The organism is Bacillus sp. BS3(2021) (genome assembly GCF_021043345.1).
Classification (GTDB): Bacteria; Bacillota; Bacilli; order Bacillales; family Bacillaceae; genus Bacillus; species Bacillus paralicheniformis.
The window spans coordinates 215,903-231,890 of record NZ_JAJNDM010000003.1 but is presented as its reverse complement, the minus strand read 5'-3'; the positions used below and the strand labels follow the sequence as shown (position 1 = coordinate 231,890).

Here is a 15,988-nt window from a genome sequence, read left to right as displayed (position 1 = left end):
TTGAAAAGCACGGGATGTCAGTGAACACCATCAAGTCATAGGTAAGAGGGTATAGTTGGGAAAGAAAAAAGTGTGCATACAAAGAAATGTTTGAAAGTTCCAAGCAAATATACGATTGATGGTTCTGTTGGCGGTGGCATAATTATTTCAGGTTCGTTTTAAATCTAGTGGAAAGCCAATTTTTAGATTGGATTATTGTCCGGTTAAAACAGAAGGACCTTACAAACTGCATTACCATGTGCCGCCTAACATGAAGAAACATCATATCATTTTTAAAGGGGGACTTCCTTTGGACTGTGATGATGCACAACATCTGCATATTTAGTTACAATAAAAAAGGACTAGATCTTGAAACAATAGGATTAAAACCCCTAGACGTTGATGTGTAGGACATTTTTTATTTCGAACCAACTTTGAAGTTCTCAAGGATCGACTCTTTTGGTTGTAAGATATTATCAAAATCAAGCAGAGATTTAAGCATTGAACATGCTTTCAAATATTTTGAACTTTAAATCGATCAAGAGTTGAATAAACATTTTTATCAGATCCTCTCTATTTAGAGGATCTGAGTTTAAAAAATGGTCATTTCAATCTAAAAAAAATGGGCGGATTTTTAACCTTAGCCTCTGACAATCACTTCCCCCTTCGCCTTCTTCCGCTTCTCCTTCTTCGCCCGGTAAAACTCACATCTTCATCAGCGCCCGCTTCTCAGGTTCGGACACTACTCCGGTAAATTCCTTTGCAATTTCCCGCTGTGTTCTTTCTTCAAATCAAGTCCGGAGCGGGCGACGATGAATTCTTTTTCTCTCGCCTGAGGTTGCCGATGGGATTTTTTTGCTTTTGTAAGCTGGATTTGGATGGTTTCGATATACGCAAACAATTATTCAGTGGTTTATTTACGGTTAAAAATATTGCCCATCTTTGTGGCCAAAATAAAAAAGATGCAAATAAGTGTGATGAATAATCAATCTATTATATAAAAAAATATATTTTTATTCCGTTTTTGTATAAAAAATTATATAATGAATTCAAGAGTTAAATCACTTGTAGATGAATGCAGGTAAATGAAAGTTAGGTGTTCAGGTTTTGACTGAAGCAAAACAGGTTTTAAAAAGTTACATACCATTTGCAAAAACGATAGGGGAAATGTTTGGTGCAAATTGTGAGGTTGTCATTCATGATTTGACAACCCCCCAGTCTTCCGTCATTTTTACAATGAACAACCATGTGACGGGAAGAGAGGTTGGCCAATCCTTTGACCACTTGGTGAAAAAGGTTCTTTTATCCAATGAATTTAAAGAGGATTACTTAGCTGGATATGAAATTCAAACAGATGATGGGAGAACAATAAAATCATCGACTACCCTCATTAGAGATGGCCAGCAGCAGGTGATTGGGGCTTTTTGCATCAATTACGACATGAATGTAATGATTCAAATGAAAGAAATGTTAGATGCATTTATGCCCGGTGTTGAAAAGAAAAATCAAATACAAACTTCGAATACGGCGGAGCAGGAAGCTTCGATTCAGAATGTAGAAGAGATCACGAACCAGTTAATTGAACAAATTGTGGCGAATCGCAAACATTCCCTGATGAAACGCCGGGAAAAAATCGAGCTGATCAGATTTATGGATGAAAAGGGAATATTCCTCATGAAAGGTGCCATTGATAAAGTAGCAGAACAACTAGGCATTTCAAAGGTAACCGTCTATAGCTATTTGGATGAAGTGAAAAAAAGACAATCGGAGTGAGCGGAGTGGAGAGTATTTTCGAAGCAGGGAATTTAAAATCGAACGGTCATTATGCATTAGCTGTAATTCATCAAAACACGGTCTATGTATCAGGACAATTTGCCATTGACCCAATCACGCAGGAAAAGAAATTTGGTACCATTGAAGAAGAGACTTTACAGGCATTGTCAAATATAGAGTATATCTTAAAAAAAGCCGGCAGTCATAAAGGCAAAATTGTAAAGATGACCCTATATCTACACGATATCAATTTATTAGACCGTGTTGACAATGTCTGCCAGGATTTTTTTCGCGATTATCGCCCAGCACGGTCAGTTGTTCCGACGAACGAGCTGCATTACGGTTTTCAGGTTGAAATTGAAGCAAGCGCCAGTCTGTAATATATTTTTTTGCCTAAAGCATATAAAAAAATATATAACATATAAAAAAATATATAACATATAAAAAAATATATAATAGGAGGTCTAAAAATAATGGAACAGTATCAATGTCATTCCTGCCGTACGAAATACAATGTATCTGAACAGGTGTGGAAATGCCAGTGTGGCGGAGTGTTAGACCTTGTAAAAGAAAAAGTAGAATGGTCCGATTCAAAAGTGCTCAAAGATATTCCTTCTATGTGGAGATATATTGATGCTATGCCATTTGATCGCGACTCCGCCATATGGAGCGGCATCACGATGGGGGAGGGATACACGCCTTTAATCGTGTTAGACAGCGGGGAGCCGAATACTTTTGTGAAAGTGGACTATATGATGCCTACTTTGTCTTTTAAAGATCGCGGTGCTGCTGTATTAATAGCTAAGGCAAAGGAGCTGGGAGTGAAGCATGTAATAGCTGACAGCAGCGGAAATGCGGGGACATCTATTGCAGCTTACACCAAGCGGGCTAACATCGCATGTGACATATTTCTTGGGAAGGGTACATCACCTAAGAAAATCGCGCAGGTGAAAGCGCATGGAGCCAACGTTCGCGAAATTGAAGGCACAAGAGAAGATGTGGCCGAAGCAGCGCAAAAGGCTGTGAATATAGAGAAAAAGTTCTATGCAAGTCACGTTTTTAATCCATATTTCTATGAAGGAACAAAAACGTATGCCTTTGAGATTTGGGAACAAATGAATGGAGCGCCGGATACGCTTATTATTCCAGTTGGCAATGGTACATTATTGCTTGGGGTTTACTATGGATTTAAAGAATTACTAGAGAACAAATGTATAGACAAAATGCCAAGGCTTGTTGCGATACAGGCAGAGAATTGTGCGCCGTTGGCAAAGGCATTTATCAACAATCAACAAGTTGCTCAACCCGTCGAAAACAGGGGAACACTTGCAGAGGGCATCTCGATTGCCAAACCGGCAAGATCAGCTCAAATATTAGAAGCCATCCGTGCCACAAAAGGTCACATCATTACAACCAATGAGGAAGAGATTCTAAAAGCTCGTACAGCATTAGCAAGTAAAGGCTTTTATGTTGAGCCAACAACAGCGGCTAACTATGCAGGATATTTAAAATACGATCATTCTTCTGATGAAAAAATCGTGATTCCATTATGCGGGGCTGGGATTAAATCTAATTAGGAACGAAGAGAGAGAAACCTTTAATATGAAAATGGGGGAGTTAGCATGGAAAACAAGAAAATCATTTTACTGAGTACCGGCGGTACAATTGCAAGTAAGCCTGACCCTGAAACAGGTCTATTAGAAGCAGGTGCTATGACAGGTGAAGAGCTTTCTGAAATGTGCCGACTGCCTTCTCATATAGATATTGAAATTAAGTCAGTCTTTCAATTACCCAGCAGCCATATGACATTTCATCACCTTAAAATTTTAAAAGAAAATATAGAGAGCTTTTTCCGGAATGAAGATGTTGCCGGAATTGTGATACCGCATGGGACAGATACCCTTGAAGAGACTTCGTATTTCCTTGATCTGGTTATTTCTGATGATCGGCCGGTCGTGTTAACGGGGTCACAAAGAGGACCGACACTTGACGGTACAGATGCATTTGTGAACCTAAGACAAGCTTTCTTATTAGCGGCACATCCTGATGCGAGAGGATTAGGGGTAACAGTGTTGTTTAATGAGAGGGTCTTTGCTGCTCGATATGTGAAAAAACAGCATGCGTCAAATATTGATGGTTTTTTCTCACCGGGATTCGGTTATTTGGGAACGGCCGATCAAGATGAGATCGCAATTCATCAAAGATTAATCAAGCATGAGGCGTATCAGCTGATTCAACCATTGCCAAATGTAGAACTTATTAAGTGTTCACTTGGATCAGACGGAAAGTTTATAGATTATGCGGTCGAGTGCGGAAGTGCAGGAATCATTATTGAGGCGCCGGGAAGAGGGCATACGGCTCCAGCAATATTAGAAAGTGCAAAGAAAGCCGTAGAGAAAGGGATTCCTGTCGTTCTGACAACAAGTGCTGATGAAGGTGAAGTTAAGGGAGTATATGGATTCAAAGGAAGTGCTTCAACATATGCAGATGCCGGAATCATACTAGGCGGCTGCTATGACAGTAAGAAAGCAAGAATCAAACTCGCTGTTTTGCTGGCTTCTGGACAGAAGATTGATGAGGCTAGCTTTAAATATTAGGAATAATAGGGGGAAATTATTTTGAAGCCTGTACACACGAAATATTCAACACGTGATGGAGGCCATTACGTGCCAGCAATGGAACATAATGGTGTTATCTATATTTCAGGGCAGTTGTCGATGAATCCGGAAACGGGGAAAATTCCGGCGGGCATCAAAGAAGAAGCAAAACAGGCGTTGGCAAATATGGAGCTGGTCCTCAAGGAACGGGGATTAGCCAACGAAGATGTGATATTATGCAGACTTTATACCCCAGATGTAAAGTATTGGCCGGATATCAATGAGGTCTATGCTCATTTCTTCGGCAATCATAAACCGGCAAGAGTAGTTGTTCCATCAAATCATTTATATGCCGGGTGTCTTGTTGAAGTTGAAGCCATTGCAGCGATAAAGGAGGAGGTACAATGAATGATTTACAATTAGATACACCAGCTCTTTTAATCGATAAAGACGTGATGTTAAGCAATATGAAGGATATGCAAAATTACGCTAATGAACAGAAAGTAAACTTACGACCTCATACAAAAACACATAAAATGCCTAAATTAGCTAAGCTACAAGAAGAAATGGGAGCTACAGGAATCGCTGTAGCGAAAGTAGGAGAAGCTGAAGTGATGGCGAGAAATGGCTTAAAAGATATCTTTATCGCAAATGAAATTGTTGGGAAATCAAAGCTTGAACGTATTAGAAAACTATCTGAAACGATTGATATCTCTTTTGGAATCGATAGTGCGTATCAAGTACGTGAAATTGAAGAAGTATTTGAAGGAGCTTCAAAGAAAGCCCAAGTGTTAGTGGAAATTGAAGTAGGAGAACAACGCTCCGGAATTATTGAAGAAGATGATTTTCGTACTTTATTAGAATTAATCAAAACGTGTCAAAATGTCGAGCTAAAAGGAATCTTCTCACATGACGGACATTCTTATAAAGTGAAAAGTGTAGCACATTGTAAAGAACTCTATAAAGAAAGTGTAGAACGAACATTACATTTTGCCCGAATTGCGGAAGAAATGGATCTAAAGCCGAAAGTGGTTAGTATTGGCTCTACTCCTCCCTTCATGTTTAAGTTTGATATTCCAGAAGGGGTGACAGAAATTAGACCTGGCACTTACATTTTTATGGACGCCTCACAAGCAAATGTAATTGGTACGTATGATCGCTGTGCTGCTTCTGTACTCACAACCGTGATTAGTAAACCAACAAAAGAACGAGTCATTACAGACGTAGGGGCCAAGGGAATTACCGCCCAAACACGAAGCGAAGGGCTTACTGCAACCAAAGGGCTTGGCCGTATCAAAGAATACGAGGACGTTTATATTCATGGCGTATTCGACGAACATGCTATTATTTATCATGAAGAATTCAACAAAAAAGTAAGCATTGGAGATAAGGTGCGAATTATTCCAAATCATATCTGCCCAGTATGCAACTTGCACGATAAAGCCTATCTAGTCGATAATGGAGATGTTGTAGATGAATTAAATATTGAAGCTAGAGGAAGACTTCAATAATTTAAAAAATAAGGGGAGATGGCATGAGCCTGAATCATCACAAACTTTTTTACAAAGATCCCTATCTTAAAACGTTCGAAACGAAAATTTTGAAACAACAACAGGACAAAAAAGGTGATTTTTATATTACCCTAGAGGAAACAGCCTTTTATCCAACAGGCGGGGGCCAGCCCCATGATATAGGAACATTGAACGGAGTCAAGGTTTTAAACGTTGAAGAGGTCGATGGAGAAATTCGTCATTATGTAGAAAGGACTTTACCGAATTTAGATGATCAGGTTGTTGGGGTTATTGATTGGGAACGGCGTTTTGATCACATGCAACAGCACACCGGGCAGCATATTTTGTCGGCGGCATTCGCGCAGTTGTACGATCTTCATACAGTTGGATTCCATCTTGGAAATGATACGGTTACCATTGACCTTGATGTATCAGAATTAACAGAGGAAATGGCAGGCAAAGCAGAGAAGCTTGCAAACGAGATCATAACGGAAAATAGGTCCATAGTAGCGAAATGGGTAGAATATGATGACTTAGTAAATTATCCGATTCGTAAACTCCCATCTGTAAAAGAAAATATTCGTCTTGTCATGATTGATGAATTTGATTACAACGGATGCGGCGGAACACACCCTAGCGCTACAGGAGAAGTCGGAGCAATTAAAGTATTGAATTGGGAAAGACAGAGGAAAAAAATTCGTTTGTATTTTGTATGCGGAAATCGGGTTATAACGCATTTCGATCAAAAACAAAAAGCAATCGTTGAATTGACTGGATTACTTAATCGTCCTGAAGGGGAATTAAGCGAAGCTGTCAAACGGTTACTTGAAAATGTAAAGAAGCTAGACAAAGCGCTTCTAGAATCTAATGAAAAAAACCTTCAGTATGAAGCCAATGAATTATTAGCAAAAAGCGCCATTCAAAATGATACTGTAATGGTGATAGAAACGTTTTCAAATCGATCGATTCAAGAACTTCAAAAGCTAGCAAAAATGATCGCTGATCGAGAAAAACGATCCCTTATTTTTTTCTTGTCAGAGAACGATCATCGCTTCCAAATGGTTTGCGGGCGAGGAGAAGCAAATAAAATGAACATGAGAGACCTAATGCAAGAAAGCCTTTCCCTTATTGATGGAAAAGGTGGAGGAAATAAAATGTTCGCTCAAGGCGGAGGGACTGCTTCATTAACAAAAGAGGAATTTATGAAAAATGTTATGAACATTATAGCAACACAAATAAAATCAGAATTCAACAGACCTCTGTAAGTGGATAACAAGCTCTCACTTTTATTGAGGGCATAGAGGAAAGAAATAGAAGCCGGATTATTAGACCGGCTTCTGCGATATCACTTCTCCTTCTCCGCCCGATAAAACTCATGAAACATCTTCATCAGCGCGCGTTTCTCAATCCGCGACACATAGCTCCGCGAAATCCCAAGCTCCTTCGCGATTTCGCGCTGTGTTTTTTCTTTCTTCAAATCAAGGCCGAAGCGGCCGACGATGACTTCTTTTTCTCTGCCGTCTAAGATGTCGATGTATTTTTTCACTTTTTCAAGCTCCATGTTGAGCTGGATGGTGTCGATGACGTCTTCGTTTTCTGATTTCAAGATATCAATTAAAGAAATTTCGTTGCCTTCTTTGTCCTGGCCGATCGGGTCATGGAGAGAGACGTCTTTTTTCGTTCTTTTCAAGGCGTACAAATGCATGAGGATTTCATTATTCATTACAAAAGGGGGGTGCACAGATTTCCTATCACTGATTGATTAAATCAATGTTGAGTCAGCCTCCTGTAATACTAGCGAATGAAGGAGATACTTTAAATAGCCAAGCTGCATTTTCAATTGCCTGTGATTATATGTACGAAAGGTTAATATGACGTAACATGAAAGTTCGAATGCAAAAGTGCATACCATGTACAGTTCGGCTTTTTCGGCTGTCCAAGCATATATTATAAATTCCGCTGTATTTAAGTGCGAAGCTTGTAACAGGTTTAAACGAAAGCCTGATATCTAGGTATTATGCTTTAAACACACATCTGGATTTCTCTAGAAAAGCAAAGGTATTTGGGGGTTTATGTAAAAAAATAGTAAATGCCTTATGCAACAAACAGGCTGTAGAGCAAAGTGAAGCATATCATCAACTTTCTGACCGAAATCAAACATGAAAACTGATTAAACCCTCTTAATAGAGGTTTTTTATTTATGTATTGGATTGGTTTAAAATTGACAATTGAGTCAAAAGGTGAAAAAGCTCTATCCTATTTCTAGGATAAAGCTTTTTTTATTGTTAGACAGCATTAATACATTTCTCTCATAATGAAAAATAGATTGTATAAACATGGGTAATTTGCATTAATTGTTAAAATGAGCATTGTTAGGAGCGTATTTATGTCTGTGAAAATAATTATTGACACTAATATATTTTTAGGATTTTTTCAATCTAAACAAACATCTTTAAAAAAGTTACCAGCAACTCTCTGCGCATCTCGCCGTGTTCAATTGTTTAGTCCTTTTTTTTATAATCTTTACAAATCTGAAAAAGTCATCATCATCCGGCAGGGGCTTGTCATCTTCGCGTCCACTGCGATACATATGCGGATCGGAGTGATGTTCATTGTAGAACTCTACGATATGGAATCCACACTTATTCACATAGAAGTTGATATTTCGTTTTTCGAAATAAGGTGTCACGGTTTCCCAAAGCACAGTATCCGGATACTGTGCTTCAATGGCTTTCCAAGCAGAAAGACCAATCCCTTGGCTGTGATATTCTGGAGATACATAGAATAAATCTAGCGAATTATGATTTGTTTGGCTGTTGATACGTACTACTGCACCACCGACATTCTTACCATCCTGAAGAATATGATATACCACCGCTCCGGGAGCATTGAAAGACTCCTGAACATCATTGTCCGATGGAATCGGTCCATCTTCGCAATCACCGAACGTTTCAATCACGGCGATCGCAAAGGCTTCTTGTAATTTTTTTTGGAATTCTGGCAGATCAGATTCCTTTGCTAGTTCCAGAATAACTTTTGGTTCCTTTTTTGTTTTCATGATTGCTCACTCCTTCATTTGCTGAAATATCGAGTCCAGTCGTTCAGTAGAAACATTCCAGCTGTTCTACGAGCCCTTATCACAAAAAGTGATTCCGTCGCTTTTTCTTCCGCAGTAAATTTGGCGTTAAAATACTTCAAAAGCTTTCTCCTGTCTTTTTGTATGATTTCTTTTTCTTTGTTTCATTGGAAAACAAGCTGCATGTAACCCTTATTTACTATCGTTCACTACCGTATTAAGTGTGTATGCGGGATTTGTCATCATTCTCGAATTTTTCCTGCGAAAAGTTACAAAAATAGTCGAATGAGGCGCCTTTGACTATGAACATGCGTAAAAGATTCAATTTAGATTCGATCATGAGCAATGCACATTGAGTAAACTCTGGTGGATTTATTAGCCCAAAGAAGCCTAAATGATATAAAAATAACTAGTCCATATATCAAATCTGTCCGTTTAATGCCCGCTTCATTCAACAACACTAATTTGAAGTCATGCAATCTGTGCAAGGGGGTTATTTCTGAATAGATTTTTCCGAATGCAGCGGAGTTGCTTTGGGACTCCCGTTTAATTTGCCATACGTCAGCTTGCGCCATATCAATTCCATCGGACCGTACTTAAACCATCTCAACCACAATGTACTAAAGATCATAAGCACGAAATACACGGCCAGGCTGAACATGAACGTGCCGGCAGATTGAATATGACCCGCAAGCCCGAATCCGTACCTGAGGAACAGAACTGTTCCAATGATAGAGTGAAGTAGATAACAGGTCAATGACATCCGTCCGACTTTAGTGAATATCATCATAGGGCCTCGCAGCTGAGGAACGTACAGAAACAGCATTGCAAAAGTGCTCATATAAAACATACTTCCGGTTAAGCCGCCATTTTGACTCAAGACAGAGGAAATGTCCTTCCACAGCATATTCTCAGAAAGATTAAACATGTCTAGTAATATACTGCTTTGTGTTATTAGAAAAGCGATTGTGCTAATGATCCAGATACGCTTCCATATAGGCTTTTTCGCTTCCATGTCTTTGAAAAATTCCATCTTAACAAAGTACACGCCCAGCAGAAACATGAGAAACATGGAATAGATCATAGAGAAAGAGCCAGCAGCCATCGTGACCATATCTGTCCACCGAGTGCTGATGGATTCCACGTAGGTAAGACTGCTGTGGCTAAACAAAGTAAACTCTGAAAAATTTGGGTTTTTTGACCCTGCAGTATTGATGACATTGTACAACATTGTGAAAACAGGAGTCAGGAATTGAAACACGATAAGTGCGATAATCCATCTAAGCACCGTTTTGGCCGTGCGTTTATAGAAGGCGAGTAACAGGAAGCCGCTTACGGCGTAAAAGGCTAATATGTCACCGACCCAAACAAATGTGATGTGCAAAATGCCAAATCCCAACAGGATAGATAACCTACGGGCAAACAGCTTGTTGGGACTATCTACCTTCTGCGCGGCTCGATCCATAAAGATCATAAACCCAACCCCGAACAGGAAGGAGAATAACGTAACGAATTTCCCTTCGGCAAACCAGGAAACCAGATTGTGCAGTACGTCATCGGAGGTCATTTCGAATCCCTTTACTGAATCTACGATCAGAAAATAATTGACAATAATAATGCCCAGCAAGGCAAATCCGCGTACGATGTCCAGAAAATGAACCCGTTCCCGCAGACTCACCGGTTGCCCGTGTCCTTCTTTTTGTACAGTCATATCAATGCTCCTTTTCCATTTATCATCGCAATGTGTGGTTCGGATCTGAAAAACCTGAGCCTTACAATGGATAAATATAAAGACCGAATCTTAACAATTTATGAAGAGTCATCGTTTTTTTAGAAAATGTGACAAATTTGTGGCGGGCATCAGCTTTCATAAATTGTTAAGATTTACGTAGTATCTTATAACGTACTTAACTATGAACGATATATAGTAAGGACACACGAGAAATAACATCAAGAATCATGAGGTGAGAGAGACATGGCCCATCGAATATTAGTCGTAGAGGATGATCAGGATATTGGTGATCTTTTGGAGGAATCCCTTACGCGTGCAGACTACGAGGTGCTAAGAGCCAAGGATGGAAAGCGAGCATTGCAACTTGTGGATGACTCGCTTGATTTGGTTATTTTGGATATTATGATGCCAGGCATTTCGGGAATTGAAACATGTCAGCACATCAGGAAATCCTCTAACGTCCCGATTCTGTTTCTGACGGCCAGATCGAGTACACTCGATAAAACTGAGGGGTTACTCGCCGGCGGCGATGATTATATGACTAAACCATTCTCGGAAGAGGAACTTCATGCTAGAGTGATTGCTCAATTACGCAGATATACTATCTATCAGGAAAAGAAGGAACAGGAAGAAACATTTCTTATCGGGGGCAAACTAAGAGTGAGCGAAGAATTTAATGAGGTCTGGAAAGAGGAGCAGCAAATCAAGTTATCAGATCTGGAATATCGTATCCTGAAACTTCTGATGAGCAAACGCAACAAAATATTTTCTGCCCAAAATATATATGAGAGTGTGTGGGGACAGCCTTACTTTTACTGTTCCAACAATACGGTGATGGTGCATATTCGGAAGCTGCGCTCCAAAATTGAGGATGATCCGGCATGTCCGGTTTATATAAGAACTGAATGGGGAAGAGGATATCGATTTGGCGCATCGTAAATTTACGCTAACCAAAAAACTGGCTTTGCTGATCATGGTTGCTGCGTTTGTGAGTGGTGTGATCTTTCTAACGTTGCAAAAGATCACAGATGATCTGATCGAGGGATATCTGAGTTCGGATGAGTATTATCACGAGGAGTCAGCAAGATACATTCAAAAATTCAGCAAGTACGTTTCAGAAAATGAGTTGTCTACATCAGATAGAAAAGCGTTTGGTGAGTGGGTCAAAAAAGAAAATTACATTAACCTCACCATATTCAAGGATCAGGAGCTGCAATATGATTCCATTTATTCCGAATCGGATTATGGAAAGGAGAAGCTGACTCAGTACGCTCAAAATCATTCACATCCTGTCAAGTTTAGCGATGGTGAAGGAAGAGTCATTATCGACGGTTTCTACTCTTCCCGATATTATAGTCTGGCCTTTACATTGGATTTGCTCGGGGCAACCCTCATCTTTTTAATCATTGTTCTCTTTGGCATTCGCCAAAGTCTTCGCTACCTTAAAACGATTCACCAAGAGATTCATATTCTTGAAGGGGGCGAACTGGACTACGAGATGACGATAAAAGGGCATGATGAATTAGCGATGATTGCAAAGAGCATTGAGGATCTGCGGAAAGCTTTCCTGGACAAACTTAAAGCTATCGAGGAATTGCAAGCTGAGAGCCGTAGCCTGGTTACCGAAATGTCGCACGATATGCGCACACCGCTGACGTCGCTGATCATGAATCTGGAGTTTGCCAAAAAAGCGGGAGGCGAAGCGGGTACCAGCAAAGATCGGTATGTAGCCAATGCTTATGGTAAAGCACTGCAATTAAAAAGCTTGTCTGACAATCTGTTTGCGTATTTCCTGCTGGACAAGGAATATGAGGCCGATCTGGAGACCGTTGCAGTAAAAGAAGTGATCTACGATCTAATATCAGATCAGATTGCTATCCTTCATCAGAAGCATTTCCGGGTCCATATTTCAGGCGAGCTGCCGGAAACCTATATTAACGTGAATTTGGAGGAGCTTGGTCGTGTATTTGATAATGTGATGTCAAACTTATTTAAATACGCAGATCCGGAAGAAGAAATCACCATCACGTTTGTATCGGATCAAGAGATATTTGAGATCCATGTTAGCAATACGATTAAACTTGCGGATATAACACCGGAAAGCAACGGACTCGGTGAAAGGAGCATTGCGCGAATGATGTCCCGCATGCAGGGACAGTTTCACAGTATACAAAAGAATTCTAAGTACTACATTGTGCTACGATTTTGGAACACCAAGATGTAGGCTGAGAATAAAAACCACGAATATATTGAAATAGGAGACAACATGATGAGATTTTCCAACAAATTCAAAAAGGTGCCTTACCTGTTACAAGCGCTTCTCAATGTCTGTCTGTTCTTCCTGGCGATAGCCTTAAGCGCACTTCTGATCAGCGAGACATGGTACATTGTGCAATTCGTATACAAGTCACTGTTCAACAAAGTGGACAGCTATTATGAGATGCTTGGAGAACTGCTTATATTCTTCATGTACTTTGAGTTCATTGCTTTGATTATCAAATACTTCAAATCAGACTTTCATTTCCCGCTTCGCTACTTCATTTATATTGGCATCACAGCTGTCATTCGTTTGATTATCATCGATCATGATCAGGCGATCTCAACGTTCTGGTGGGCGATGGCCATTCTTGCAATGATCTGTGGATTCTTTATTGCCAATAGACGAAATTCTGTTGTTGAACATTAATAAATTAGTTCACTTTATGCCGATACGCCGCCGAAATGTCCTAATTGTGAATGGGAACTGGAACAGAATAAAAAAATTGATAATCGGTATTTATAAGTCTAGCTGTTTAATGTCAGTTCAGAAATCTGTAGTGGATCAAAGTGGATTGTGGTTGTGAGTGGATATCTGAATGTATTTTTTGGCTGCTTTAACAGACATGTCCCGATGACATAGCATTAAGAACTGAAAATCGCTTCTTTATTTTAAAAGGAAGAGGTTAAAATTCTTAATAAATAAGATGAAAAAGTTAGGATGGACGTTTATTGTTTTTTCTCGCTATTTTTTAACCATAATTGATATAAACGTATAGAAATGATAACAAATGAATATAGAGAGTGTGTAATGAAAATAAACTTTCATAACCAATGAGATAGATTTACTATATTGAGGGCCCAGTAATATAGAATACAGATCGATGGTTCAAGCCATCGGTTTTTTATTTGTTTTCATACTGAAAATCACCCATTAGGACAAACAGTTATTACATAGCATTACCCAAGGTGTGATGTATTTATGAAGGTGATGCTCATCGAGGGACCGCAAGCTGACAAATGCATGAACGATTCCTCTCATTATTTAATAAAACTTGATAGGAAGTAGATCCAGAGTGATGGCAATGTATATAAGGGTATGGATCGAGCAACCACACCCAGATCGAGGCCTGTATAAAGAAAGCAGGGACGATGCGATTAAAGAACTCATAATCAGTTATCTGCTATGATCCAGATTGTCTTTCTCATAGAGCTTATTAGTGTGCAAAAACAATTTTCATAACTCTTTCATCTATTTCTTTTAAAATAAACTTTAGTGAAAATAGAGAAAAGCCGGAATGTCCAATCCGGCCTTTGCTAAATTATTTCCCCTTCGCCTTCTTCCGCTTCTCCTTCTCCGCCCGATAAAACTCATGAAACATCTTCATCAGCGCGCGCTTCTCAATCCGCGACACATAGCTCCGCGAAATCCCAAGCTCCTTCGCGATTTCGCGCTGCGTTTTTTCTTTCTTCAAATCAAGGCCAAATCTGCCGACGATGACTTCCTTTTCCCGTCCGTCCAGAATGTCGATGTATTTTTTGACTTTTTCAAGCTCCATGTTGAGCTGGATGGTGTCGATGACGTCTTCGTTTTCCGATTTGAGGACATCGATGAGGCTGATTTCGTTGCCTTCTTTGTCCTGGCCGATCGGGTCATGGAGGGAGACGTCTTTTTTCGTTTTTTTCAATGCGCGCAAATGCATGAGAATCTCGTTTTCTATACACCGTGCCGCATAAGTGGCGAGCTTTGTTCCTTTTCCGGCTGAATAGCTTTCGATCGCTTTGATCAGCCCGATCGTTCCAATGGAAATCAGGTCTTCTGCATCTTCGCCTGTGTTTTCGAATTTTTTGACGATGTGGGCGACCAGCCGGAGGTTATGCTCGATCAGCATGTTTCTCGCGTGTTCATCCCCCTGGGCCATCAGCTCCAAGTACTTTTTTTCGTCACTGCTTGACAGCGGCTGTGGAAAGGCATTGTTTTTCACATATGATACTAAAAAAACGAGTTCCTTGATGACATAACCGAGCGCTGCAAAAACACCTGTCATTATCGGCACCTCCACATAATGTATGTAGGCAGAAGCCTATATGTAAATGTATGTGGGAGGGGGGATGTCTGTGTCTGTACGCGGCAAAATTGCCGGACTGCCAAATATTTCGGCGTTCTGTTCGGCATGCAGCCGCTTGTTTTCGCAACCGCTTCCATTTTTTAATCGTTTACAAAAGTTAACAATAGCGGGATAATAAAGGCAAGGAGGTGAGGGTGCCGGACGGTTCACCATAGGGTAAACGCTATCAATCAGTTAGTCCGGTGCGGCAGATGAAAAACAAACGTCTGTTCATACTTTCGTTGATTGTGCTGAGCGTGGTCATGATCGGGGTTCAGGAAACCTTCCCAAATCTGCTGACGACAGGGTTAATGACTGTCGTTATTGCGGTGGCAGTTTTTAATATTTTAAAAGAATCGCTGAATAAAAAAGATGAAACACACAGCAAATGAGGCGGTAGAAAGCGACGGTGCTTCTATCGCCAATAGGAAAAACCGGCTCAAAGTGGTGAGCCGGTTTTCTTATTTGTCAGTCTTTCAATGCTTTTCCCATGCCTTTTAAAAATTGCAGACCGAAGCCGACGGCTCGGTTGATGTCAGGGTCGTTCATGGCTTTCAGCAGGTCAAGGACCCCGGTTTTTTTATCGCTTTTTAAAAAGTCTTCTCCTTGTTTTGTGCCGGCGACGATGCTTTCTACCAGTTTCCCCATGACTTCCGGTTCGGCTTTGGAGAGAGCGCCGCCTGCCGCAATGGCTGTATTCATCAGGTTTTTGGCCGGCTCTTTAGACAGCTGGCCGAGGACGATTTTGGCGATATCTTCCTTTGCGCCGATCATGCTGTCTGCGGCATCAAGGACCCCGAGGCCGTTCAGTTCGCCGAGAAGCTTCATCGTTTTTGAAACGGCGGCTTCCTGTTCAGCCAAAAGGGTTTTGAGTTCTTCTAATTTTTCAAGCTTCATTTGCTCCTCAGATTTGTCTTCTTTGCGGATGGCGGTGATGGGAGCTGCCATGTGTGATG

At 40.4% G+C, this 15,988-nt stretch carries 17 protein-coding genes and 2 pseudogenes; 12 read left to right on the top strand and 7 right to left on the bottom strand.

Annotation, left to right across the window (positions count from 1 at the left end; all coding sequences use genetic code 11):
* The first annotated feature begins 413 nt into the window (after window positions 1–413).
* From LQ247_RS08845 to LQ247_RS08810, 8 genes are all read left to right on the top strand, one after another.
* Window positions 414–512: a DUF3986 family protein gene (locus tag LQ247_RS08845; RefSeq protein ID WP_229128970.1), complete on the top strand. Its 99-nt coding sequence runs from the start codon at window positions 414–416 to the stop codon at window positions 510–512.
* A 574-nt stretch (window positions 513–1,086) separates the two neighbouring features.
* On the top strand, window positions 1,087–1,752 hold the full coding sequence (locus tag LQ247_RS08840; protein ID WP_026579249.1) for a helix-turn-helix transcriptional regulator: 666 nt from the start codon (window positions 1,087–1,089) through the stop codon (window positions 1,750–1,752).
* A 5-nt stretch (window positions 1,753–1,757) separates the two neighbouring features.
* Window positions 1,758–2,132, top strand: coding sequence for a RidA family protein (locus LQ247_RS08835; protein WP_128822609.1), 375 nt, complete (start codon window positions 1,758–1,760; stop codon window positions 2,130–2,132).
* A gap of 93 nt (window positions 2,133–2,225) precedes the next feature.
* Window positions 2,226–3,329, top strand: coding sequence for a threonine synthase (locus tag LQ247_RS08830; RefSeq protein ID WP_231005901.1), 1,104 nt, complete (start codon window positions 2,226–2,228; stop codon window positions 3,327–3,329).
* A 45-nt stretch (window positions 3,330–3,374) separates the two neighbouring features.
* Window positions 3,375–4,349 carry an asparaginase gene (locus LQ247_RS08825; protein ID WP_231005899.1) on the top strand — a complete coding sequence of 325 codons (975 nt, stop codon included), beginning with the start codon at window positions 3,375–3,377 and terminating at the stop codon, window positions 4,347–4,349.
* A gap of 69 nt (window positions 4,350–4,418) precedes the next feature.
* Window positions 4,419–4,757, top strand: coding sequence for a RidA family protein (locus LQ247_RS08820; RefSeq protein ID WP_261378088.1), 339 nt, complete (start codon window positions 4,419–4,421; stop codon window positions 4,755–4,757).
* Entirely contained in the window at window positions 4,754–5,860 is a 1,107-nt protein-coding gene (locus tag LQ247_RS08815; RefSeq protein WP_231005897.1) for a D-TA family PLP-dependent enzyme, read from the top strand. Before LQ247_RS08820 ends, LQ247_RS08815 begins: the two co-directional genes overlap by 4 nt.
* Window positions 5,861–5,883: 23 nt before the next feature.
* Window positions 5,884–7,125 carry an alanyl-tRNA editing protein gene (locus tag LQ247_RS08810; protein ID WP_231005895.1) on the top strand — a complete coding sequence of 414 codons (1,242 nt, stop codon included), beginning with the start codon at window positions 5,884–5,886 and terminating at the stop codon, window positions 7,123–7,125.
* An 80-nt stretch (window positions 7,126–7,205) separates the two neighbouring features.
* On the opposite strand, the pseudogene LQ247_RS08805 reads toward LQ247_RS08810, so the two are convergent.
* The 5 genes and pseudogenes from LQ247_RS08805 to LQ247_RS08785 form a co-directional block, all read right to left on the bottom strand.
* Window positions 7,206–7,583: pseudogene (locus LQ247_RS08805) on the bottom strand (sigma-70 family RNA polymerase sigma factor); the annotation flags it as partial.
* A 44-nt stretch (window positions 7,584–7,627) separates the two neighbouring features.
* Window positions 7,628–7,872, bottom strand: a pseudogene (locus tag LQ247_RS08800) (ImmA/IrrE family metallo-endopeptidase); the annotation flags it as partial.
* Between the two features lie 449 nt (window positions 7,873–8,321).
* Window positions 8,322–8,918 (bottom strand): GNAT family N-acetyltransferase, encoded by a 597-nt coding sequence (locus tag LQ247_RS08795; protein WP_212110695.1) that lies wholly within the window; start codon window positions 8,916–8,918, stop codon window positions 8,322–8,324.
* 344 nt (window positions 8,919–9,262) lie between these two features.
* Window positions 9,263–9,511, bottom strand: coding sequence for a hypothetical protein (locus tag LQ247_RS08790; RefSeq protein ID WP_144497929.1), 249 nt, complete (start codon window positions 9,509–9,511; stop codon window positions 9,263–9,265).
* Window positions 9,430–10,647, bottom strand: coding sequence for a DUF418 domain-containing protein (locus tag LQ247_RS08785; protein WP_144497931.1), 1,218 nt, complete (start codon window positions 10,645–10,647; stop codon window positions 9,430–9,432). The genes LQ247_RS08790 and LQ247_RS08785 overlap by 82 nt, the downstream gene beginning before the upstream one ends.
* Before the next feature lie 264 nt (window positions 10,648–10,911).
* On the opposite strand from LQ247_RS08785, the gene yrkP reads away from it, so the two are divergent.
* Genes yrkP through psiE form a run of 3 tightly spaced genes read left to right on the top strand, consistent with a single transcriptional unit; the run spans window position 10,912 to window position 13,354 of the window.
* Window positions 10,912–11,607: a two-component response regulator YrkP gene (gene yrkP, locus LQ247_RS08780; protein WP_144497933.1), complete on the top strand. Its 696-nt coding sequence runs from the start codon at window positions 10,912–10,914 to the stop codon at window positions 11,605–11,607.
* Complete coding sequence (yrkQ, locus tag LQ247_RS08775) at window positions 11,594–12,892, top strand: HAMP domain-containing sensor histidine kinase (RefSeq protein ID WP_231005893.1); 1,299 nt, start codon at window positions 11,594–11,596, stop codon at window positions 12,890–12,892. Before yrkP ends, yrkQ begins: the two co-directional genes overlap by 14 nt.
* Before the next feature lie 45 nt (window positions 12,893–12,937).
* On the top strand, window positions 12,938–13,354 hold the full coding sequence (psiE, locus tag LQ247_RS08770; RefSeq protein ID WP_023855272.1) for a phosphate-starvation-inducible protein PsiE: 417 nt from the start codon (window positions 12,938–12,940) through the stop codon (window positions 13,352–13,354).
* An 892-nt stretch (window positions 13,355–14,246) separates the two neighbouring features.
* Here psiE and sigK read toward each other — a convergent pair.
* Complete coding sequence (gene sigK / locus LQ247_RS08765) at window positions 14,247–14,972, bottom strand: RNA polymerase sporulation sigma factor SigK (RefSeq protein WP_003183729.1); 726 nt, start codon at window positions 14,970–14,972, stop codon at window positions 14,247–14,249.
* A 272-nt stretch (window positions 14,973–15,244) separates the two neighbouring features.
* Here sigK and LQ247_RS08760 point away from each other — a divergent pair, with 272 nt between their 5' ends.
* Window positions 15,245–15,424, top strand: a complete 180-nt coding sequence (locus tag LQ247_RS08760; RefSeq protein ID WP_023855265.1) for a hypothetical protein — start codon at window positions 15,245–15,247, stop codon at window positions 15,422–15,424.
* A gap of 76 nt (window positions 15,425–15,500) precedes the next feature.
* Here LQ247_RS08760 and LQ247_RS08755 read toward each other — a convergent pair whose 3' ends face one another.
* Entirely contained in the window at window positions 15,501–15,980 is a 480-nt protein-coding gene (locus LQ247_RS08755) for a DUF1641 domain-containing protein (protein ID WP_025811120.1), read from the bottom strand.
* Window positions 15,981–15,988 lie beyond the last annotated feature (8 nt).